The following is a 22,998-nucleotide window of genomic DNA, read 5'->3' on the forward strand; positions in this document are numbered from 1 at the left end:
GGCATTCCCTTTTCATATAAAAACCACGTCCTTATGTCCATTTCCCATTCCGCCAGTGCCGACCACCTCACGGCCACCCTGCGCCTGTTTGAGGGCGGAAATCTGTCCGAAGCCGCTGCTACGGCTCCGGCTAACATCGACGGCTGGATTCAGCTGCTGCGCGCCAGCGGCGACGATGCCCACCAGACCATTGCCGCCGACCTGGTGCAGCTGAAAGGCTACCTCGCCGACCCCCGCCCCGACCCGGCACCCATCGGCAGCGCCCTCTTCACCCTGGCCGAGCACATCAACAGCCTGGTCGACAACGCCAACCCCCGCTACATCGACTCTCTCAACCAGCTCGCCCAAGCCCTCAGCGACGCCGGCCGCCAGCTGCAGCAGGCCTGAATCACGCACTGCCGCGGATTTTTCAGATTGCGCGGATTTCGGTGACGATTGAATGATTGACTGCGCCACTGTCTAGCCGCTCATTTCCTGTTCAGCACGCCCTCCCACAGCATCATGCAAAAGAGCTTGCCAGCTGGCAAGCTCTTTTCATGTGGGCGGACACATGACGTGACCAAAACCCGCGTAATCCACATTTCAGAACCCCCCGGCCGTATCGTCGCCGCGCGGGTCGGCGCCGCCTTCGAGTCGGCCGCCGGGCAGCACCCGAATCACCTCGACGCGGCCCCAGGGCGCGCGCGGGTTCAGGCGGTAGCCGCGGGCACGTAGCGAGTCCTGGGCGGCAGGCAGCAGGGCGCCTTCTTCCACGTCAATCTGGTCGGGCAGCCATTGGTGGTGCAGGCGCGGGGCGGCCACGGCCTGCTGGGCGTTCTGGCCGTAGTCCAGCGTGTTCAGAATGGCTTGCAGCACGCTGGTGATGATGGTGGAGCCGCCGGGTGTGCCCACTACCAGGGCCAGCTTCCGGTTTTTGGTGAGGATGGCCGGGGTCATCGACGACAACATGCGCTTGCCGGGCCGGATGGCGTTGGCCGCGCCGCCCACTAGGCCGTAGGCGTTGGGCGTGCCGGGCTTGGCGCTGAAGTCGTCCATTTCATTGTTCAGTAGAAAGCCCGCCCCGGCCACCACCACTTTGCTGCCGTAAGCCCCATTCAGGGTGGTAGTGCAGGCCACGGCGTTGCCCTGGGCGTCTACCACATTGTAGTGCGTCGTCTGGTCCGACTCGTAGCCGGGCAGGCCTGCGCCGGCCGGTACCTGGGCGCTGGGCGTAGCCTGGTAGGGCAGGGTGGAGGCCATGCGCTGCTTGTTGTAAGTCGGGTTTAAGAGTTGGGCCACAGGCACATGGCCAAAGTCCGGGTCGCCGAGGTAGGTGGCGCGGTCGGCGTACACGCGGCGTTGAGCTTCGGTAATCCAGTGCACGGCCTGGGGCGTGTGCCAGCCGGCTTGCCGCAGGTCGTAGAGTTCCAGCATCTGTAGCATTTGCAGCAACGCCACGCCCCCGGAGCTGGGCGGCGGAAATGTCAGCACCTCGTAGCCGCGGTACTGGCCGTGCAGGGGTGTGCGCCACTTGGGTTGATAATTGGCTAGGTCTTGCTTAGTGATAATACCTTTGCCGCGCTGCATTTCGGCCACGATGAGGTCGGCCGTTTGGCCCTCGTAGAAACCGGCGCGCCCCTGGTCCCGGATGCGCTCCAGAGTGCGGGCCAGGTCGGGGTAGCGCACCACGTCGCCGGCCTGCCAGGGGCGGGTGGCACCATCGGGGCGCACGTAGGCCGGGGGCGTGCTGGGGTTGTACTTCAGAAAGGCCTCGCGCTGGCGGTTGAGGCCGGCGGCTTCTTTTTCCGTCAGCTTGAGCCCTTGAGCGGCTAAGTCCACGGCCGGTTGCACCAACTCGCGCCAGGGCAGCTTGCCCAGCTTCTGATGCAGCGCAGCCATGCCCGCCACTGTGCCCGGCACCCCGGCTGCCAGGTGGCCCAGGGTACTTAGGTCGGGGATGATGTTACCCTGCTGGTCGAGGTACATGTCGCGCGAGGCGGCAGCGGGGGCGGTTTCGCGAAAGTCAAGGGCGCCTTCCCGGCCGTCGGCAGCCCGGTAGAGCACGAAGCCCCCGCCCCCGATGTTGCCGGCGGTGGGCAAGGCCACGGCCAGGGCAAACTGCACGGCCACGGCGGCATCCCAGGCAGTACCGCCCCGGCGCAGCACCTCCACCCCAATGCGCGTCGCCTCCGGGTGCGCCGACGTGACCATGGCCCGCTCGGTAATAACCGGCGTAACGGCTGGCACGGGAGCAGCCAGAGTAGCCGCTGGAGTGGAAGCCGGGCGCGTGGCAGTAGTGGAGCAGCCCAGCAGCAGGGCCAGGGTAAGCGGGTAGAGCAGGCGTTTCATAGAGGTGAAGATAGCAACCCTGGCGGCAGACTTCTTGCCTTTGGCGAGGCGTCTGCTCGCCGGCCCATGGGGCAAGTCTCCGGACTTGCGGCCGCGCAGCGGCCAGCCGGTACCGCGCCGTATAGACCGGTAGGGAAGAAAAATGTAACGCGAAGTTCCACTTCGCGAGGCGCGTTGACGATTGGTGTGGCATCGTTCCAACGCCTCGCGAAGTACAACTTCGCGTTACAGTCTTTTAGCTGAGCGACAAATCCACGCGGCGCGGTTCCGGCTGGCCGCCTGCGGCGGCCGCCAGTCGGGAGACTGGCCCAATTCCCCGGCAGGCCGACGCCTCGCCAAAGGCGAGAAGTCTGCCGCCAGCCTTACCACCTCGCGTAGTAAACGTTACAGCCAATCCCCGTAGTTTTGAGCCTGACCTGAACCGTGCTGCGCCATGACTACCGAACCAACCGCCTCCGACTCATCCGCCGCCGTGCTGCCGCTGGTGCAGCAAGACTCCTGGCTCACGCCCTACGAGCCCGTGCTGCTACGACGCCAGCAGCGCCTCGCTCAGCGCCTAGCCGACATCACGGCTCAGTGCGGGTCATTGGGCCGGTTTGCGCTGGCTCATCAGCGCCTGGGACTGAACTACGACGCCCGCCGCCGCGGCTATTGGTTTCGGGAGTGGGCGCCGGCCGCTGAAGGGTTGTTTCTGGTGGGCGACTTCAACGGCTGGGACCGGCAGGCTACGCCCCTGCGCCGCCTCGAAGACGGCGTGTGGGAAGTGTTTCTGAGTGACAAAGACTACCAGGACCGCCTCACGCCCGGCTCCCGCTACAAGGTGCACGTCGTGACCCAGCACGGGGCCAAAGACCGGCTGCCGGCCACCCTGCGCCGCGCCGTGCAGGACGAAGCCACCAAGGACTTCGCCGCCCAAGTGTGGCGCCCCGACACGCCTTTTACCTGGACCGACCAGAAGTTCCGGGTGCCCAACGCCGTGCGCGAGCCGCTGATTTACGAAGCTCACGTGGGCATGGCCCTGGAGGAAGGCCGCGTGGGCACCTACCGCGAGTTTGCCGACCATATCCTGCCCCGCATCCAGGCTGGCGGCTACAACTGCGTGCAGCTTATGGCCGTGATGGAGCACCCGTACTACGGCTCCTTCGGCTACCACGTGGCTAATTTCTTCGCCGTATCCTCCCGCTTCGGCACCCCCGACGACCTTAAGTACCTCGTCAACGAAGCGCACAATCGGGGCTTGGCCGTGCTGCTTGATGTGGTGCACTCCCACGCCGTGAAGAATGAGGCCGAAGGGCTGGCTGACTTCGACGGCTCGGGTGGGCAGTACTTTCACCCCGGCCCCCGCGGCAACCACCCCGGCTGGGACTCCAAGCTATTCGACTACGGCAAGCCCGAGGTGCAGCAGTTTCTGCTCAGCAACCTGCGCTACTGGCTCGAGGAGTTCCACTTCGACGGCTTCCGCTTCGACGGCATCACCTCCATGCTCTATCATCACCACGGCGAGGGCGTGAGCTTCGGGAGCTACGACCAGTATTTCGGGCCCGAGGTGGACGAAGACGCAGTGCTGTACTTGCAGCTGGCCGCCACGCTGACTCGCGAAATCAAGCGCAGCGCCCTGCTTATTGCCGAAGACATGAGCGGTATGCCCGGCCTGTGCCGGCCCATCCGGGAAGGCGGCATTGGTTTCGATTACCGCCTGGGCATGGGCATCCCGGACTACTGGATCAAGCTGCTCAAGCACACCCGCGACGAAGACTGGAACCTGCATGACCTCTGGCACGTGCTTACCAACCGCCGCCCCGGCGAGAAAACCGTAGCCTACGCTGAAAGCCACGACCAGGCCCTGGTGGGCGACAAAACCCTGGCCCACTGGCTGCTGGACCGCGCCATCTACGACCACATGCACCGCGACGACCCCAGCCCCGTCGCGGCCCGCGGCGTGGCCTTGCACAAGCTCATCCGGCTGGCCACCCTGAGCCTGGGCGGCGAGGCCTACCTCAACTTTATCGGCAACGAGTTCGGCCACCCCGAATGGGTGGACTTTCCACGGGAAGGCAACAACTGGAGCCACCACTTCGCGCGCCGCCAGTGGAGCCTGGCCGATAATCCCGACCTGAAGTATCAGTTTCTGCTTCACTTCGACCAGGCCATGCTGCACCTGGCCCGCACCACCCGCCTACTGGCGGCCGGCCCCGCCCGCCTGCTCAACCTCGACCCCACCAACCAAGTCCTCATTTTTGAGCGCGGCGGCCTGGTGTTCGTCTTCAGCTTCCACGTAGACCGCAGCGTGCCCGACTACCGCTTTTTCGTGCCCCAGCCCGGCCGCTACCGCGTCCTGCTGTCCTCCGACGCCACCCGTTTCGGCGGCTTCGGCCGCGTGGATGAGCAGTTTGTGTACGAAACCTTCCGGGAAGATGGAGTGGACAAGCTGAGCCTGTACGTGACGAACCGCACGGCGCTGGTGCTGGCGCGAATGTAGCCGCTGGCGGCAGACTTGCCAGCAGAGCTGGCGCGTCTGCCCGCCGGTAGATGGGGCAAGTCTCCCGACTTGCGGCCGCCGCAGGCGGCTAGCCGGCATGGCGCCGCGTGGATTTGTCGCTCAGCTAAAAGACTGTAACGCGAAGTTTCACTTCGCGAGGCGTTGGAACGATGCCACACCAATCGTCCACGTGCCTCGCGAAGTACAACTTCGCGTTACAGTCTTCTGTCCCACTCCTTGTTCATGCGGCGCGGTACCGGCTGGCCGCTGCGCGGCCGCAAGTCGGGAGACTTGCCCCATTCCCCGGCGGGCAGACGCGCCAGCAAAGCTGGCAAGTCTGCCGCCAGAAGTCTGCCGCCAGTAATTACTGCTTTGTCTTTCGGCCGGAACGGGCTATTTCCAGGGCGTCTTCGATGCGCTGGGTGCGGGCATCGGGTTTTTTGGTGCGGGCAATGCGCTGGGCTAGCTCTTTGCGCTTGGCGTAGGGCAGCTCGTCGAAGCGGGGGCGCAGGCCGGCCCGGTCCAGGGCCCGGTCCAGGTCGTCGGGGAGTTGCAGGCCGGTGGCGTCGGTGTCGCGCTCCAGCACCACGCGCACGGTTTCGGTCCAGGTCTTGCCGATGGCGTTGCGGATTTCCTTTTTCACCGGCAGCACGTGCTGCCCGTCGCCCAGGGGCGTCAGGTTGAGGCGGATGGGGAAGCCGTCGATGGTGCCGCGCACGGGCAGCACGCCCTTCACGCCGTACACCTCGGGCACGCTGAAGGGCACCAGCAGAAACACGCCGCTGTCGGCGCCGTCCATTTCCAGCGCGGCCTCAAACTCGTGGCGCGGCGCCGCTACAGATTCACTCATGAGCTAGAAAAACGAAGAGAAAACAACCAGCTAGCGGCCGGCAAAAGATGATTCCAGGCGCTGCAGAGCCGCGTGCACGGCCTCGGCATCGGTGGCGGCGGCCACCCGCAGACGGTGGGGCGGCAGCGGGTAGGTGGCGCGCAGGCGCTGGGCCAGCTCCTCAGAAGAAGCCAGCACCAGGTCGGCGCGGCGCAGGGCCAGGCGCTCCAGCTCCTGGCCCCAGCCCCGGTCGGCGGGGGTGGGGCGGTCCTGGGCCAGGGAGTGCACGTGCAGGGCCAGGGGCCGGCCGGTTTGCTGCCGGATTTCCAGGGCCGCCAGCCAGGTAGGCCACTCGGTAGCATAAATCACGGCAAACTCCTCCGCCAGCGCCCGGCGCGTAGCCAGGCGGGCGTACTGAATTACCTGCCGGTTGAGGTCGGCGTCGGGGGAAAGCTCAGCGGCCAGCGCGGCGGGCACCGCCGGCACCGGCTCGGCCGCGGTTGGCGCGTCCGGCACCAGGTCATCGGCGGGTTGGCTGAGGGCGTGGGCCTCGGTAGCGGCCGGCTCAGCGGGGGTGGCAAAGTCGTCCTCGTTGAGCAAGAGTTCCGCGGCTGGTGCAGCAAGAGTAGCCAAAGCGGCAGCCGTTGTCGGCTCCCCCTGTTCGGCATCATCGGCTGGCGAAGCGGCCGAAAAGCCGGGTCCGGCCTCCGCGTTTTCCCCCGTGCTGCTGGCCGCCACTGGCGCCGGCGTGCTGCCCAGGTACGGGGCCGCGGGCACGGCCCGGCCGGGGCGGGTGCCGGGCGCCTGGGCCGCGGCATCGGCGCCCTGGTACGGGGCGGCTGGGTGCTGCCAGCCGGCAGGCCGGGCCGGACGCGCCGGAGTAGGCAGGTCAGAGGGCGGAAAGCTGAAAACAGCAGTGGCCCAAATGCCCGTCGCAGCCAGGGCGGGAGCCGCATGAGGCAGCAGCACGGTCAGGGCGGCGCGCGAAGTCAGGCCCCGCAGCAACTCAGGCAAGTGCGCCGCCGGAGCCCCGCCAGCTAGGGGAGAAGCGCCGTTCCAGCCAAGCAACAACACAGGAACAGGAGCAGATATCATAGTGAAAACAGTACGGGCCAGCTGTGGCAAGGTAGAGAAAAATGCGGCCCGCCGTGCCTCTGATATAGTATTTAACTGTTGCTGAGCTTGTTTGGAAGCAGAAGCTAAAAGCTAGAGCTGGTTGCTTTCCTTGTCAACTGTCGCGCATCAAGCGAGGGTGGGCTAGAGGTGGTTGATAGATGGCAGAACGTCAACTAGAAGCTAGCGCTAGAGCTCCTCTCCTTTTCGGAGAGGGGTGGGGGTGAGGCAACCAGAGCTAAAAATTCGCCTTAGCCACATTCCTGCTACCTCCACCGCAGGAAGTGGGTCGAATCGTTTTTACCTTGCAGTCTTTCCGCAACAGCATCCGGTGTGGCCCGAAGTTGTTGCCTTCTCTTTCCCGCATTCTTGCCGTATGGCCGACTCTTTCCAGGAAAACAATTACATGGTCAACGACCTGGCCGCGCGTTCCAAGCAGGAACTCGTCCCCGGCCGGGTTCTAACAGGCGAGCAGCAGGGCGCCGACTTCCTGTTTCGCTGCGACAATGGGGCGCAGCTGCTGCTCCAGGTTATTTCCGATAAAATTCTGCGCTTCCGCTACGCCACGGAGGCCGGTTTCGCGCCCGATTTCAGCTACGCCTTCCCCGAGGGCGTGCCCGCCCGCCAAGCGCCCGAGTTTCTGGAGTTCCGGGACAAGGCCGACCACTTCCGCATCACCACCGACCGGCTTATCTGCGTGGTTGACAAGGAAAACCTGCGTACCCGCGTGCTCAACCGCTCGGGCTTGGTGCTGAGCGAAGACGAAAAAGGCTTTCACTGGGAGTACGAGTACGAAACCGGCAACGACATCGTGAAGATGAGCAAGCTGGTGCAGAGCGGCGCCCACTACTACGGCCTCGGCGACAAGCCCGACAACATGAACCTGCGCGGGCGGCAGTTCACCAACTGGGGCACCGACACCTACGGCTACCAGAAAGGCTCCGACCCGCTCTACAAGAATATTCCCTTCTTCCTGGCTCTGCACCAGCGCATTGCCCACGGCATCTTCTTCGACAACTCCTTCCGGGCCGGGTTCGACTTTGCGGCCGAGCGCGCCGACGTGGCTTCGTTCTGGGCCCAGGGCGGGGAGATGAATTACTACTTCATCTACGGCCCCTCGCTGCTGGAAGTCACCCAGGAATACACCCGCCTCACGTGCCCACCCGAGCTGCCCCCGCTCTGGGCCCTGGGCTACCACCAGTGCAAGTGGAGCTACTACCCCGAAAGCCAGGTCAAGGCTATTGCCCAGGGCTTCAGGAGCCGGCAAATTCCCTGCGACGCCCTGTATCTAGACATCGACTACATGGACGGCTACCGGTGCTTTACCTGGAGCCCCACCCACTTCCCCGAGCCCCGGCGCATGGTGCAGGAGCTGGCCGAAGACGGCTTCAAGACCATCGTCATCATCGACCCCGGTATCAAGATTGACCCCAACTATTCCGTCTACCGCGAAGGGCTGGAGCACGACTACTTCTGCCGCCGCGCCGATGGGCCGCTGATGAAGGGCTCGGTGTGGCCCGGCCTCTGCAACTTCCCCGATTACACCCGCCCGCAGGTGCGAGAGTGGTGGGCAGGTTTATTTAAAGGCCTGATCCAGGAAACCGGCGTGCGGGGCGTGTGGAACGACATGAACGAGCCGGCCGTGTTCGAGAAGGGTACTTTCCCCGATGATGTGCGCTTCCACTACGAAGGCCACTCCGCCTCCCACCGCAAGGCCCACAACATCTACGGCATGCAGATGGCGCGGGCCACGGCCGCGGGCGTCAAGCAGTTCAGCTACCCCAACCGGCCCTTCACCATCACGCGCAGCACCTACGCCGGCGGGCAGCGCTACTCCTCCGGCTGGACCGGCGACAACATCGCCAGCTGGGAGCACCTGTGGCTGGCCAACATTCAGTGCCAGCGCCTGAGCATCAGCGGGTTCAGCTTTATCGGGTCCGATATCGGCGGGTTTATCGACACGCCCGACGGCGAGCTGTACGTGCGCTGGGTGGCCCTGGGGGCCTTCCACCCCTTCTTCCGCACCCACTCCTCCGGCGACCACGGCGACCAGGAGCCCTGGAGCTTCGGCGAGGACTACATGGCCCTGGCCCGCAGCTTCATTGAGCTGCGCTACCGCCTGCTGCCCTACATGTACACCACGTTTTGGCAGTACGTGCAGCAGGGCACGCCCATGCTGCGCCCCCTGGCCTTCCTCGACCAGACCGACCCCGAAACCTACCTGCGCATGGCCGAGTTCAGCCTCGGCGACCACCTGCTGGTGTGCCCCATCACCCAGGCCGGCGCCGATGGCCGCTGGATGTACCTGCCCAAAGGGGAATGGTTCTACTACTACACCGACGAGCCCAAGCAGGGTGGGGCCGAGGTGTGGGCCGCCGCCGGCCTCGACCGGATTCCGCTGTTTGTGCGGGCCGGGGCCGTGGTGCCCATGTACCCACTCATGCAATATGTGGGCGAGAAAACGGTGGATGAGCTGACCCTGCACGTCTACTTCAAGCAGGGCCAGCAAACCAGCGTGCTTTACGACGACGGCGGCGAAGGCTACGGCTACGAGCAGGGCCAGCACACCACCCGCCACTTCCGCGTCACGGGCACAGAGCAGGGCCTGTTGCTGCAGCAGGAAATCGAAGGCCCGTACCAGCCCACCTGGACCGCCTACCGCGTGGTGCTACACGGCTTGCCCTTCGCCGCCACCGCCTTCAGCACCGACGGCCAGCCCGCCGAAGCCACCGAGTTCACCACCGAAACCGGCTTGATGCTGCCCGCTGTGATAGTAGGGGCTGACTTCACGGAACTGGTGGTGGGGTAGAAAGGACTAGAAAAAGAGTTACGCCGTTCAGCAGGGTATAATGCCCGCTGCTGAGCCTAGTGCGGGCGCCCGTTAGCGACATACATCACGAAGTTGCCATCGGTTTGCTTGGTGCAAAACGCGCCGGGTTGCTTTGGATGCAAAAACTCCAACGCACGGAACCATCCGACTGGCGATGCATCACCATGTTGCCGCCGCCTTACATACACATCCAGTACTGGCCACCGCTCAATTGCAGGTACTGGCCGGCCTTGCGCCGCTCGTTGATTCACAAGGCACTTTCGCCGTTGGCATCGGCGGTAGCGGAAGCAGCGACGGGTGCCTTGGGGGTGGTAGGCTCTTGTTTGGAGCGGCCGGTGGCCAGCACGGCCAGCAGCGAAAAGGAAAAGAGGCTTTTCCATTGGCGGTACAAAGCGAGGTAACAGTTCATTGTCCGCGCTTCGGTGAAACCAAGCTTAGGCAGCTACCGAAACCGCTTTTAGAGCCAAACTGCAGGCAAATATCACCTTATCTTATACCAGTGCTTTTCTCTACGCCCACTGCAAGCAAAATTACAAAAGCCACTCAGGTATTGATTTAGCTGGTCGCGGGTAAACTTTCAAGTCTTGTTTGTAGAGTGCAATCGGTATGGGTTCTTCAAATGCGGGCTGGTTGTAATAATCATAGCGCACTGTTGGCGTTCTGCCGTCCTTATAAAAACGTATTTCTATTGTATACCACGCACCCCTTGTAGCGTCATATGTTAACTCTCTTATCTGCTCCAGAAAGTTGCCAATTGCATTGTTGTCGCTATCTTCATTGATATAATCCAAGTCAAATGTGCTATACTCAATTTCCTCATCATTGTTTGATATTGTATACCACGATCTTGTTTCAGTTACGGAACCTACAATGTATCCTTCAATTCGGAGCAAATTCCAATTTTTCTCCGGCACTAATGTAGTGGCAATACGAAGTATTTGAGTTAAGCAAAAATCTATTTCCTTTTGCATGTCTTAAGCATTAAGATTCGTTAGGCTGTAGTAAATGTACAAATTCTGTGAACGAATCAGCTATATGAGTTAAATTTTCAAAGTAATCGGAGCCATTTTCTTCTGCTTCTTCTTCATGTCTCCAAAACGCAATCACTCCTTTATTTTTCTTATACAAAGACATAATATACAGGTTGCCGCCAGAGTCAGTGCCAATTGGCATGTACCACGATGGTATACGCCCTTCATAAACATCCAGCGCATTAAACAAACTAGCCCAGGCGGGTTCTTCTATCATACTATACAACCATTTCACCTCCACATCAGTACCGGCTACCTTGCTATACAAAGGCCGGCCTCCATTATGTTGAAGTAAGAAATCTTTGTAATCACTGGGTAGTGTAATCTCATTTGTTTCCTCAAATTCAGCAATGTCTGCTGGATTTACTGGGCCAAAAGGGTTGCTGTTCTCAAGTTGCATGACGAGGCAAGTTAGGTTACTTTTTATCTGTAAGCTTTAGGGTTTCCCGTTAACTGGCGGAACAACTGTGATCCGCCCGAGTGCCGGGCCGCATCGTGAGGTCCAGATTCTACTAATATTATTTTATTATAATACTTAAAAGTACCATCTGGCATCTTTTTTTTCGTTACTACCTCAGTATGGTGCCAAGTATAATTAGCCGGCTGTTTACTAAACCCAGCTGCTTTTGTAGCTGCCGTAAAATCATCATAGTACTTGCCGGTCATTTCGATAGTCACTGTGTTTTTTTCAGGACCCTTATACAAAAAGTTTCTGAAGTCAGGATAGCCGTTTTTCTTTACGGGTACGTTGTATCCCTTCTTTTTCGCCTCCGGATTTAGCCGTCCTCGGTGCTTGCTATTCGTAATTACCTTGCCACTCGCCGTCCTTAGGGGTTTCTGATTGTTGTTAGCGCACGCGTTATGCACGACAAGCATCCACTCCCCAACCAAATAAGTATGCCAGTCGGCCACCTCTACGTTGTAGACGGGCACTGGTTCGCCGATGCGGTGCTCGGCCTCGTGCAGGCCCACTAGCTGCCCGTCCGAGCGCAGCACGCGCGCGTCTTCCTCCAGCCGGCCCGCCTCCACCCAGCCGGCCGGCGTCCAGAACGGGTGCTCCGGCGTGGTCACGACGGAGGCGGGCCCCACTTGCAGCTCGACCAGGGTGGTGGCCTCATGCCGCATGGTTTGCAGCACGGGCTTGAGGGCCAGCTCCCCCGTCTCCTCGTGCCACGACCACACCAGGTCGCCCACGCGCACCTCCTCGATGTTCTTATAGCCGCCTTCTACGGCTACGGGGGTGCCCGCCACAAAGCACCCCGTTACGGGCTTATACTTTCCGGTGAGTCGTTTTACTACGTTTGGCAGACTCTTACTCAAATTCTGAGCCTTGGTTGCTACGGTCAGCAGCTGTTTCTTGGCTAAACCCAGCGTCACCTTCGCTCCGGTAACTCTGGCTGCTGCTGTAGTTGCTCCTTTCTTCACTATTGTTCCCGTACCCAATGTAGCAACATCAAGTGCGAGAGAAAGTGTGTTGAATACCCCTTTCTTCTGATCTCCATCCCGTATTGCCTCCCCTACTCCTTGGGCAGGTCCTAGTATAGGAATCCAGCCCAGGATACTGGATTCGCCTTGAGATTTTCTTTCTTCGATCCCCTGTCTGACAGCTGCGAATGCTTCCTGCTTTAATTGGTTGACTTCGTTAACCACTTCGGGTGGCACTGGTGCCTGCCCTGATGTTACAAAGCTAATTTTGCCTTTACCCAAAGGACAATTAATGCAAGATTGAAACACCAGTGCTTCGGCTCCACCTACTTTCACCGGGGAGTAAGCTTTCTGCCAGGTCTCGGGCTGAGGAAAACAAGGTTGCGGTACTCCCTTCGCCCTCTTAGTCAGGCTCTTACACACGGCAAACGTATGAATGTTGCGAGCTGCCCTGTTGTCCGTGATGTTTCCTATCAGAAGCCCCTGAACCTTGGTGGTGCGGGGAGTGGCTTTGAATGGGGACGGAATCAAGCCCTGGCTGCATTGCAGCAACGCCCCGGAAATAACATATTCGAGTGGATGTGGCATGGCAGAACCTATACGATGTCGGTGTCGCGCGAGCTCATTCTGATTTTGTTCTCCGCCTTCATGGTGTATTTCTTCGTCTTCATAGAAATTTTCTGCTGGGCCTCGAACGAGATACTTTTAGCGTGCATTTTGATTTCTCCTTCATCACCCGCTTCAAGTGTTATATTTCCTTTGGTTTTAAGGGAAATACTTCCATCGCCTTTAAAGTTAATTTCTACAGATGTATCCTCTTTATTGCCATTAGAAATAAGGATTTTTTGTTCACCAGGTGTATCAGTAAATACAAGTTTATTTCCGCCTGCCGTTTGAATTCCCTTGATATCAGGAGAATAAGTTGCGTTTTGTTTGTTATGGACGTGGAATAAATTGCCCATTATTAATGGATATTCAGCACGGTTATGTTCGTAAACCACAAGCACCTGCGAGCCTACTTCTGGTATACATAATATTCCTTTACCATCACCGCTGTATGGAGTTACGTGCCTGATCCATACACTTTCAGCATGCTGAGGCTTCTTAACTGGCCAATGATAGCGCACTCTGACGCGACCGAGCTTAAGTGGATCTTTTATATCTATAACATCAGCCAACTCAGCTTCCGCAACCGGCGGAATCACTGTCGGATTAGCAGGTGGTGTAGATAAGGAATGTAATATAGCAACAAACATATTTTCATAATTATGTTGTTGATCTACATAGTGACTAATAGTGATAACACGGTATTTTCCTACCGAAATAATGCCAGAATGGTCGCTTCCTAAGCCCGTAGCTGTAACTTCAATGAGCATACCGATTTGAATATTCGGATTACCACTTCGGCCATGGAAAGTTAGGTGAGCACCGGCGCGGGAAAGATCAGATGTTTGGGCAGCTTGAGTTAAGCTGCTTTGGCTAGTAGCAGGAAGTACTGGCTGGCTATATGATGTTTGTCCATATAATTTATTTGAAACTTCATAAGTGGCTTTAGCCAACGGATTTACATTTAACTCTTTTGTGTCTACACTATTAAAACTTAGCCAATGCTCATGATACAGAGGATTATAATATGATAGCTTTTGCTGAGGAGGATGAACCTTTGTCATTAATTGGTAAGAACCCCATACACCATCCAAAAATAAAAGTTCCGTAGATTCTTGAGTGGGTGAACCAATCTGTAATCTTTGTCCATCATAATAAAACCATTCATGATGTTCATGCAATAGTCTATTTAGAAAATCAAAATTATTTTCTTTGTACTGTACAACATATTCTAATGGTTTATCAACCAAATTATTACTACGGTGCAATATATTGATAGGGTATAGTTCTAATATTTGGTTTACAATATCAGCTAGTGTTTGATTGCAAAATGCACGCTTATGTACGCTGTCTACTAATAAATAAGTAGGGCTTTGTCCTTTAATAAGAATGCTACCAGTATAATCATTGTCGCTAGTAATTATAAATTCTGTAATTATACCTAAAAAAGATAATTTATGAGGTGTATATGTAAGATAATGTAAGGCGGTTATTTCAATTGTACTGCCAATTAATTCGCGATGAGTGTTTGTAATAAATCCAAGTTCTCGATTCTCCAATAAGTCGAATGGAATATTGATTTCAAAATTATGATGTGTGTACACACTTTGATGAATACTCATGTAGTTTATTCCGCGAACAGGCAACCTACGGCCGGCGCAGTGAATATGTATGTGCACTTGTCGTGTCATAAGAAAAAACTTAATGGTTTATTTGAGTTGAGCTATTACTAGTAATGTCCTCCGTCATAGTGGGGTAATAATGATTATGGTGTAAATAAATAATGTATAAAGTTTTTAGCATACCAATTATAAAAAATAGCTTAGCCATCACTTTGTCAATCACTTGTATAGTGTAAAAACAAGGTATATTTATATAAAAGTTAAAAATCAGCAGATTATTAATTAAGGCGGTGGTATATAGCGAAGTATGACGGTTTCGGGAACGGTGTGGCTGGGATGTAGCGCAAACGCGACTCTTCGCGTCTGCGCGTTGCTCGCCCGATTAATACCGCAACGGTTCCACCGGTGCGCACGAGCAGACGCGCCGGGCCATGTCTTTATACAGAGTGTACACTGCTTTTGAAACCGCTGTAATCCCCCCATGTGTCAGGCTCTGACGAAAAAAGCTTAGGCAATGGAGACCGTTTTCAGAGGTAATTTGGAAACAGAAACCACCTTAAGCTTTACACCACCGCCTTATTTTCGCTAAACATATGCCAAAGCACTATGTAGGCTGCTTAACAAGCTTTAGTTGAATACAAGATTTTGATAATCAGGACCATAATGTAAAGTGCTAGTGAGTGAGCAACAAATAGTCCGATGTAGTAAGCGTCACTATTTCTGTGACTTCTCACAGGGGATATACAAAATATGGTATAACTATAAATCACCTGACAGCCTTTGCAGATGACTACTCAAATAATGTGGGCGCAGCCAAGAATGATGAATGTAAAACAGCTGAAGCAGATAGCATCGCAGCACTCATTGTACCAGTGACGGCAGCGGACGTAGGTGAGCTATAGTAGTTTTGTGCATAGTGTGTCCACCACGCGAGTGTAGCGGCGCGACCCGTCGCGTCTGCTCGTTGACTGAGTAGTGTTCTGACAGCGTGGACAAGCAGACGCGACGGGTCGCGCCGCTACCACTGGCTACTCCCTGCTCACCTCCAGCTTCTGATGAAAACGCTGCTCCGGGGTGTGGATAGTAAGCAGGTAGAGGCCTGGGGGCAGGGCCTGCCGGGGAATAAGCAGGCTGGTGCCCCGCGTGGGCGCCTGATGCACGAGCTGGCCGCTCAGCGTGTGCAGGGTTACGTGGGTGGCGGCTGGTGGGAGTTGCGGCAGGTGCAGGGGCTGAGCGGCGGCCGGCCAGGGGTTGGGAAACGGCGCCACTGACCCGGCTAAGCCGGCGGACTGGCTGCTGAGGGTGCGGCTCCAGGCGGCCAGGGGCTGCACCGGGGGCGCGGCGGCCGTACTGCCAGCCGGCACGAAGCGCACCGCAATAGTAGTGTTGGTAGTGCGGGCCGGGAACTGCACGGTGAGGTTTTTTACACCAGTGTTACGCTCCTCGGGCTGAGGCGGCTGGGCATCCACTACTACAAACTGCGCCCCGGCCGGAGCCAGAATGTGCACCCGCATGGTTTCGCCGCCCTGCGTAAGCGTGGCGGTAGCGCCGCTGATGGCAATGGCGGCTTTGGTGTGGAAATTCCAGATAACCTCGACTGGACTGCTGGCCTGCACTTCATCCTGCACCAGCACCTGCTGGTTGCCCAGCAGCCGTATGCCGCGCTCCACGCGCGTGAGGGCACGGGCGTCGGTGGAGAAAGGCAGGTAGGCGTTGGTCATGTTGGTAATGGCGAAAGGCGCAGCGGCGTCGAAGCGGGTAATGCGGGCCGCGCCCTGGGGGTGCTGGTTGGCGAAGCGCAGGGGCTGCTGGTCGTTGGCGCTGATGGTGAGCGTGTTGTGGCCCTCGGTGCGGATGCGGTAGTAGGTGTTGCGCCGGCTGCCGTTGGCAAACTTGTACGTCTCCTGCTCGATGCCCAGGTCGAGGCCCCACCGCTGGCCGTTGGCGTCCAGCACAAAGCTGCCAATGTCGAGGTGGGCGTGGTTGGCCTGGTTGTCGCCGGCCTTGAAGCCCACATACCAGGCGCGCGGGTCGGTCCAGCTGCTGCGCAGGGTCGCCACGTCAATCCGGTCGAATCTGGCGTTGAGCGGCACCACGTTGGGAGTGGGCTGGCCCAGGCTGGGCTCGTACCAGAGCAGGGCCAGCACGCCGCCAGCCCCGTTGCGGTCCAGCTCGGCGCGGGCGTAAAAGCGGTTGTTAAACTGTCGGGCCAGCCACAGCATCACGGGCGCGCCAAACACCGACTCGTTCTGGTCGGCGTAATTGAAGCTGCGGTCCAGGGGACCAATCATGTGCAGGCGGTAGTCGCCGGTCTGGCTGAAGCCGGGGCGCTGTAGCAGGCCCAGGTCGGTGCTCAGCGCCGACTGCGCCGCCGCAATAAACAGGCAGTTGTAGCGCGTGCCGTAGTTCCAGTAGGTCAGGCCTTCTTCGGAGCCGCCGTCGGGGGCGTACAGCTGCATGGTCACGGGCAGGTTGCGGGCCACGTAGGTCAGGATAGAGTCGGCCAGGGGAGGCTGCTCGTCGGCTATGGCCAGGGCCGCCGTGCCCAGGCCGCCGTTGCACACCTGCCCCCAGTTGCTCTGCTTATTGGTCCACCAAGTGCCGCGCTGGTAGTGGCGCTGTCCGGGGCGCAGCCCTTTCTCCACCAGGGCTCGCCGGATGGTGGCGCGGTCGGCCGCCGACAGCCGGTCGTACACCCAATCGTAGCCCAGGGCCACGGCTAGGCTCATTTCGCCGGTGTCGAGGAAGTGCGCGGGGTGCCAGTCAGGAAAAGCCGACACCGCCAGCAGGTTGGCACGGGTGGCCTCGGCCCAGCGGGCTTCGCCGCTGAGCTGGTACAGCAGCCCCAGCGTGGTAAGGCGGTTTACGGCCTCCCGGCTCACGTCGAGCAGCCGGTCGTTGGTGATGACGTACTGCAGGGCCGGCTCCTGCAGCAGCGCCGTGCCCCGGCTAACCAGGCTGGCGTACTGTTGCCGCAGAAACGGGTCCGTCACAATCAGGCCGCGGCGGGTCTGCACCTCGGCTGGCGTAAGCAGCAGGCGGGGATGCCCGGCTCGCAGGGAGGCCAGGTTGCCTTGCTGGGCCCGGCCCGGCAGGGCGGTGAGCAGCCAGCCGGCCGTCAGCAACCAGGCCAGCAGGCGGCGGGAGTTCTTCTTCTGGGAAGCGTTGCGTAGGTGCATGGCGAAAAAGCGGGGCTAACGTTCAGAGAATAACATTCTTCCAAATATGTCAAGTGGAAGTTAGAAACCTAAAGTCAGCCCCGCACCCCCTCTCCTGGCCTGGCCGGAAGAGGGGATGCTGTTGCAGCGCGTGCCGCAGCGCCTAGCGCTTATCCCACCACCAGACTATTCCACCACCAGGCGCCGGGCCTGCCCGCCGCCGCGCACCACGTACACGCCGGGAGCCAGCCCGGCGGGCAGCTCAAGCTGGAGGGAGCCGGTGGCGGGGAAGGTGGTCGTGAGCAGGACGCGGCCGGCCAGGTCGAGGAGCTGCACGGGCTGGCCGGCCGCCAGGCCAACTGCCGTAACGGAGCCGCGGGTGGGGTTGGGCCACAGCCGCAGGGTGGCGGCCAGGCCGGTAGGCACCACCACGGCCCGCACCGGCGACAAGGTTTCGGTGCCGTCGGTGTCGAGCTGGCGCAGGCGGTAGTACACGGTGGTGGCCCGGTAAGAAGCCAGGGCGGCATCCTCGAAGCGGTAGGTGCTCGGCAGCGGCGTGCTGCCCTGGCCCGGCACCCAGCCGAGGCGGCGGAAGTCGGCGCCATCAGCCGAGGCTTCCACGGCAAAGCCGCGGTTGTTGCGCTCGGCGGCCGTGGTCCAGGCCAGGTGCGCCACGGCGCCGCGGGCTTCGGCCGTAAAGGAGGCCAGCTCCACGGGCAGGGGCGTCAGGGGGCCGCTCAGGGTCAGGTTGGCGTTGTTGATGGCGAAGAAGATGTTGCCCACAGCTTGTACTTTCAGGCGGCCTTTGGTGGTGAGCAAGTTGGGCAGCCGCACCGAGGCCGAGCCGTCGTTGGGCGTGCTGGCCACCAGCACCGTGGGAAAGGTGAGGCCGCCATCCTCCGAAAACAGCACCTGCACATTGGCGCAGCTTACCGGCGCCTGGTCGGTGCCCAGCACGTCCCAGGTTAGGGTGTAAAGACTGCCGGGCGCGGCCGTAAAGGCTTCATTGGGAGCCGTAATCCGAAACGGACCGGCTTCAGCCACGGCCACCGCTACGTTAGCCGCCGCTACACCGCCCCCTCTGTGGTGGTTGTCGCGCACGGTGAGGCGGAAGTTGAGCTGGCGGGCCACCAAGGGCAGAATCTCGCCCACCGAAGCAGTATTGCTCAGAATAGCCGACAGCGCCGGAAATGTGCGCACCGGAGTGGCTACCGGTGCAAACGAGCGGAACAGCGGCGGGCCCGTGGGGTCGGTGGCGGCGTTGGCCAGGCCGGTAGGGTCGCCGCGGTCCAGCTGCTCCCAGGAATAGGTGAGGGTGTCGCCATCCAGGTCGGAGCCGCGGCCGGCCAGGCTGAAGGGCGTGCCTTTAGGAATGGTGTAGGTGCTGGGCGGCACGCTCACGCTTGGCGGCCGGTTGCTGGTCGGCACCACGGTGCCGCAGGTTTGGCTGATGCGGGACAGGATGGCGCTGATGCTGCCGGCGTGAAAGTAGTCGATGCCACCGCCCACGTTGTCGGGGGCGCACCGCGAGTCGTACGACATAATGGTGTTGCCGGCGCCCGGCTCGAAGGCCAGCTCAGTGCCGCGGTTGCCGTTGCCGCAGTTGCCCTTGTCGCCATTGAACGTGTGGCCGGAGCCGAGCTGGTGGCCGATTTCGTGCACCAGCACATCAGCCATACTGCGCGCCGACGAACCCGTTGAAGAGCCCCCGCCTTTGTGGCTGGCTCGGCACGTAACGCCCACGTAGGCTATGCCCGAGTAGCCGTTGCTGCGGTAGCCCAGCACGTGGCCTATGTCGTACGCATCCGAGCCCAGCACGGTAGTAACCTGCGTGCGGTTGGTTTCCATCAGGTCCGAAGGACTGGCATTATCGTATGGGTCGGTGGCCGGGTCGAGGTAGATGAGCTTATCGGTGCCAGCTACCAGCACGAGCCGGAGCGCCAGGTCCCGCTCATAAATGGCGTTCAGGGAGTTGACCAGCCTGTTCATGCTCTCCACGGTGCCCTGTACACTGTTGCCCCCCAGCTTCTGCACGTACTCGCCCGTAGCGGCCAGGGCCAGGCGCAAAACCCGAATCTGGGAGCCGTAGGGCGCTGGCGCGGCGGGCGGAGTGCCGCCCTGGGGCCGCTGGGCCTGGCCCGGCACGGGCAGGGCCAGGCAGGTAAACTCCGGCCGCTCCTGGGGCTGGCTCTGATACAAGGCGGGGTTAGCGGCGTCGGCCTGCACCTGCACGGTTCCCGTAGCTGTCAGGATTTGGGCGTGCAGGCCCTGAGACGTCCACTCCAGCCGGGCCGTGGTGGCAGGCTCGTCGAGGGCACGGGCGGCGTAGGTCCGGATCTGAGGGTAGCGGGCCGCCAACGCCGGGGCCATTACCGGCACTTGCGTCACCAGAAAGCGGTGCAGGGTGCCGTCGGGGTAGGGCAGCTCCAGCGGTACGGCTTCGGTGGGGCGGGTTTCGGGCGGGGCCTGGGCCAGGCGGGCCGTAAGGCGGGCGGCATCCAGCCGAAACCACTGGCCCGGCGCGGCTGCGGTGCCCCGCGCCGCCGGCCCCGGCACCGCCCGCCACAACGGCTGCTCGTCCGATTGGCCCCAGCCGGGCCTGGCTAACAGAAATAATCCAACAAGCAGCGTAGTAAGCCGGTAGTTTCGTTTCATAGCGTGGTAAGTGGGACAGAAGCAACTGCTCACGGCCTGTGGCCGTAACTTGCTGTCGGCCAAGTTGGCAGTGAGAAAGCAAAACAAGCAACCAACGAGGCGCTGGTTCCCCACCAGTGCAGCCCAGGCACGGCTAATCACGAGTAAGTATAAACGAGTATTGGAAATGGTAAATCGTCTTTAAAAAATCTTGCTTTTAGCAATAAGCGGTATTGGTATTATACCATACAAGATTTTGGCCTCGGTGCAACTACTGTATGTGCACAGATAGAAAGCTCCCGCTGTGCTCGTGCCTCCTCAAGCCTGCACTGAATAAATAGACGATTTTGCGGCGCCGGCCGAAGCATCTGGCACCCTGACGCTACAGTTACCAGTACACGTGAGTGCCTGAACAAGCGCGGCAAGACGATGTATCTGCTGCTCCTCGCTGCCTGTCGACGTAGCTTGGTAAGGTTGCAATTATGGTGTGAGGGCGGCGTGGAAAGCAAGTAAGCAAGCTGACCCCGCACAAATTATTTGCGCTCTTATATATTATATAATATCAATGTATTCTGAAATTCGCCCAACTTTCCCCAATTTTGACAATTGGTACAAACGTGTCCTCAACCTACTATTCAGGTAGCCCAAACGGATTTAACTGCCGCAATCTGCCTGAGTTTCAATTTCGTTGTTAGGACGGTTTGCCCCGGTGCTGCTCACTACCTCTGCTTCTCACACCAGTATTGCTCATGAAATACCCGTTACTCAAGCGCAGTAACAGCCTGATTCTGGGGGCGCTGCTTAGCGGCTGCAACCAGCAGTCAGCTCTTGCGCCTGCCGCTGCCGGCTGGCCGCAGCTGCTCCCAGCTTCCAGGCCGTGAAACACGCCGTAAGTCAGGGCGAACTAGCCGGGATGCTGGTATCTGAGGCGTGGAGCGAGTACGCCGCTTTACTTTCCCAAAGCTGCCTCTGCGCAGCCGGGCGGTACTCGGGTGCCTGACTGCCAAACCTGCAAAAGTCCTGTTTGGCTGCTACCCCCTGCCCGATAACCCACGGCAGCCGGGTTGGCACTGAGTTGCGGCCCTGGCTTACCTTTGGCAAGTGTAGCCAGCCGGCCTGGTCTGGTCCCGAGGTATTCTGACGGGATACCAGCTCTATATTTTCGCTTCTACTCTCTTACTTCCTTACTTCTCATTGCTCATCTTACCCTTTTGTTTTTTACATGAAGATCTGTAAACAGCAGATTGACAATAGGTTGTCTACGTGCATGATTCTTGCTTCTTCTGAGTTGGTTTTGAAAAAGCCGGTGCGTGGCCTAGGGTGGCGCGCGGTGCTGGCGCTGCTACTGGGTTGGCTGGCTGCTACGGGCGCGCAGGCGCAGGCGCCAGCGGTGCCGCGCCACTCCCTGGAGGGCCAGTGGCGCGGCGCCCTCACGGTGCCCGGTGGCAGCCTGCCCCTCATGATTACCATAACGGAAATGGCCGACGGCAACCGGTTTGCCGTGCTCGACGTGCCCATGCAGCGCGTCAACCGGGAGCCCATGACCATGACGTCCCGCGGCGATACGCTGGTTTTCGAGACCAGCCAGGCAGGTTTCCGGTTTGTGAGCCTGCGCTCCGCCGACGGGCTGCAACTGCTGGGCACCTGGCAGCAGCCCGGCTATACCGTGCCGCTCACGCTGTCGTTTGTGCCGCCGGCAGTTGCCCCCAAAGCCTTCAAGTTTCCGCCGCCCTACCGCGTTGAGGAAGTAACCGTGGCGGCCGCCGACTCGGTGAAGCTGGCAGGCACCCTCACCATACCCGCCGGCACCGGACCCTTCACGGCCGTGGTGCTGCTCTCGGGCCAGGACCCGCAAACCCGCGACGCCGTGTATGGCGACTACCCCTTCCTGGGCAACCTGGCCGACTACCTCACCCGCCACGGCATTGCCGTGCTGCGCCTCGACGACCGGGGCACGGGCCAGTCGGGCGGCGACTCCACGGCTACCACCATTGCCGACCGGACGCGCGACGCGCAGGCGGCGCTGGCGTTTCTGCGCACCCGTCCGCTGATCAACGCCAGCAACCTGGGCCTGGTGGGGCACGGCGAGGGCGGCAACGTGGCCTTGCTGGCCGCGGCCCAGCCGCTGGGGCCCAAGTTTGTGGTAACGATGGGGGCCTCGGGCATGCCGGGCCGGGAGCTGCTGACCCAGCAGCGGCCGTCGCTGCTGCTACGGGCCGGCACCCTCGATACGGCATTGCTGAACCGGGCCCGGCGGCAGGGAGAGGCCTTGCAGGCTGCCAAGCGCCAGGCGGACAAGATGCGGGCCGCTGGCGCTACCACGCTGGAGGTCGAAACCTTCCTGGCGCAGCAGTACACGCGCCAGAAAGCCGACGACAAACGCTACACGGAGGCCCAGCTCAAGCGCCGCCGCGCTATGTTCGACATCATTGCCACGACGCCGGATAACACCCAGGCGCAGGCCGGCATTGCCGACATGCTTCGGCAGGAGGCGCCCGGCCTCGATGCCGCCGCCGTGCAGGCTGCCGCGGCCCGGCTGACCACGCCCGCTTACCGTTCCTACCTCCGGCTTATTCCGCAGGCCGAGCTGCCGAAAGTGCGGACCTCCGTGCTCCTGCTCCACGGCACCGCCGACGACCGGGCCGATGCTCAAACCAACCTCGATCTGCTGACCAGCGGCCTCAAGGGCGCCCGCCTCACGGTGCCGAAGCTGGCGGGCATCAACCACTTATTTCAGGCCCCCACCACCGAGTGGCCCCTCATCAACGGCCAGCCCCGCCCCGTGGTGTCCCCGGCTGTGCTCAAGCTTATGCTGGAGTGGATGCAGAAAGAAGCCAAAAAGTAAACCGGTCCCGCGCCTGACACGCACAAGTCAGGAGGTAGTAGGTGCAGGCAGTAAGCTGATATCGAAGCAGTTCAACAACGCCTGAACCGCTTCTTCAG

General features: G+C 60.2%; 14 protein-coding genes. 4 read left to right on the forward strand and 10 right to left on the reverse strand.

Features of this window, described 5'->3' with window-relative positions:
* Positions 1–33: 33 nt before the first annotated feature.
* A complete protein-coding gene (locus OIS53_RS00855; protein ID WP_264680496.1) occupies positions 34–387 on the forward strand; it encodes a hypothetical protein in 354 nt (117 codons plus the stop codon).
* A 195-nt stretch (positions 388–582) separates the two neighbouring features.
* Here OIS53_RS00855 and ggt read toward each other — a convergent pair whose 3' ends face one another.
* Positions 583–2,328 (reverse strand): gamma-glutamyltransferase, encoded by a 1,746-nt coding sequence (gene ggt, locus OIS53_RS00860; protein ID WP_264680497.1) that lies wholly within the window; start codon positions 2,326–2,328, stop codon positions 583–585.
* Between the two features lie 433 nt (positions 2,329–2,761).
* Between ggt and OIS53_RS00865 the strand changes: the two genes are divergently transcribed.
* A complete protein-coding gene (locus OIS53_RS00865) occupies positions 2,762–4,807 on the forward strand; it encodes an alpha-amylase family glycosyl hydrolase (RefSeq protein WP_264680498.1) in 2,046 nt (681 codons plus the stop codon).
* A gap of 364 nt (positions 4,808–5,171) precedes the next feature.
* Here the strand turns inward: OIS53_RS00865 and OIS53_RS00870 are convergent, their stop codons facing one another.
* Together OIS53_RS00870 and OIS53_RS00875 are read right to left on the reverse strand one after the other, a co-directional pair.
* Positions 5,172–5,657 (reverse strand): YdeI/OmpD-associated family protein, encoded by a 486-nt coding sequence (locus tag OIS53_RS00870; RefSeq protein ID WP_264680499.1) that lies wholly within the window; start codon positions 5,655–5,657, stop codon positions 5,172–5,174.
* A 30-nt stretch (positions 5,658–5,687) separates the two neighbouring features.
* Entirely contained in the window at positions 5,688–6,731 is a 1,044-nt protein-coding gene (locus OIS53_RS00875; RefSeq protein ID WP_264680500.1) for a glycosyltransferase family 4 protein, read from the reverse strand.
* A 394-nt stretch (positions 6,732–7,125) separates the two neighbouring features.
* Here OIS53_RS00875 and OIS53_RS00880 point away from each other — a divergent pair, with 394 nt between their 5' ends.
* Positions 7,126–9,558, forward strand: coding sequence for a glycoside hydrolase family 31 protein (locus OIS53_RS00880; protein ID WP_264680501.1), 2,433 nt, complete (start codon positions 7,126–7,128; stop codon positions 9,556–9,558).
* A gap of 268 nt (positions 9,559–9,826) precedes the next feature.
* Here the strand turns inward: OIS53_RS00880 and OIS53_RS00885 are convergent, their stop codons facing one another.
* From OIS53_RS00885 to OIS53_RS00915, 7 genes are all read right to left on the reverse strand, one after another.
* Entirely contained in the window at positions 9,827–9,988 is a 162-nt protein-coding gene (locus OIS53_RS00885) for a hypothetical protein (RefSeq protein WP_264680502.1), read from the reverse strand.
* A 121-nt stretch (positions 9,989–10,109) separates the two neighbouring features.
* Positions 10,110–10,550 (reverse strand): hypothetical protein, encoded by a 441-nt coding sequence (locus OIS53_RS00890; protein ID WP_264680503.1) that lies wholly within the window; start codon positions 10,548–10,550, stop codon positions 10,110–10,112.
* 10 nt (positions 10,551–10,560) lie between these two features.
* Entirely contained in the window at positions 10,561–11,010 is a 450-nt protein-coding gene (locus OIS53_RS00895; RefSeq protein ID WP_264680504.1) for an SMI1/KNR4 family protein, read from the reverse strand.
* A 23-nt stretch (positions 11,011–11,033) separates the two neighbouring features.
* The gene (locus OIS53_RS00900) at positions 11,034–12,623 is read right to left on the reverse strand and encodes a polymorphic toxin-type HINT domain-containing protein (protein ID WP_264680505.1); all 1,590 of its coding nucleotides are present in this window, start codon (positions 12,621–12,623) and stop codon (positions 11,034–11,036) included.
* Positions 12,624–12,631: 8 nt separating this feature from the next.
* Positions 12,632–14,263, reverse strand: a complete 1,632-nt coding sequence (locus tag OIS53_RS00905; RefSeq protein WP_264680506.1) for a phage baseplate assembly protein V — start codon at positions 14,261–14,263, stop codon at positions 12,632–12,634.
* A gap of 1,028 nt (positions 14,264–15,291) precedes the next feature.
* Positions 15,292–17,442 carry a heparinase II/III domain-containing protein gene (locus OIS53_RS00910; RefSeq protein ID WP_264680507.1) on the reverse strand — a complete coding sequence of 717 codons (2,151 nt, stop codon included), beginning with the start codon at positions 17,440–17,442 and terminating at the stop codon, positions 15,292–15,294.
* A 165-nt stretch (positions 17,443–17,607) separates the two neighbouring features.
* Positions 17,608–20,076, reverse strand: a complete 2,469-nt coding sequence (locus tag OIS53_RS00915; protein WP_264680508.1) for a zinc-dependent metalloprotease — start codon at positions 20,074–20,076, stop codon at positions 17,608–17,610.
* Between the two features lie 1,246 nt (positions 20,077–21,322).
* Here OIS53_RS00915 and OIS53_RS00920 point away from each other — a divergent pair.
* The gene (locus tag OIS53_RS00920) at positions 21,323–22,900 is read left to right on the forward strand and encodes an alpha/beta hydrolase (protein WP_264680509.1); all 1,578 of its coding nucleotides are present in this window, start codon (positions 21,323–21,325) and stop codon (positions 22,898–22,900) included.
* The last annotated feature ends 98 nt before the right edge of the window (positions 22,901–22,998 follow it).

The sequence above is a fragment of the Hymenobacter sp. YIM 151500-1 genome (genome assembly GCF_025979885.1).
In the GTDB taxonomy this organism is placed as follows: domain Bacteria; phylum Bacteroidota; class Bacteroidia; order Cytophagales; family Hymenobacteraceae; genus Hymenobacter.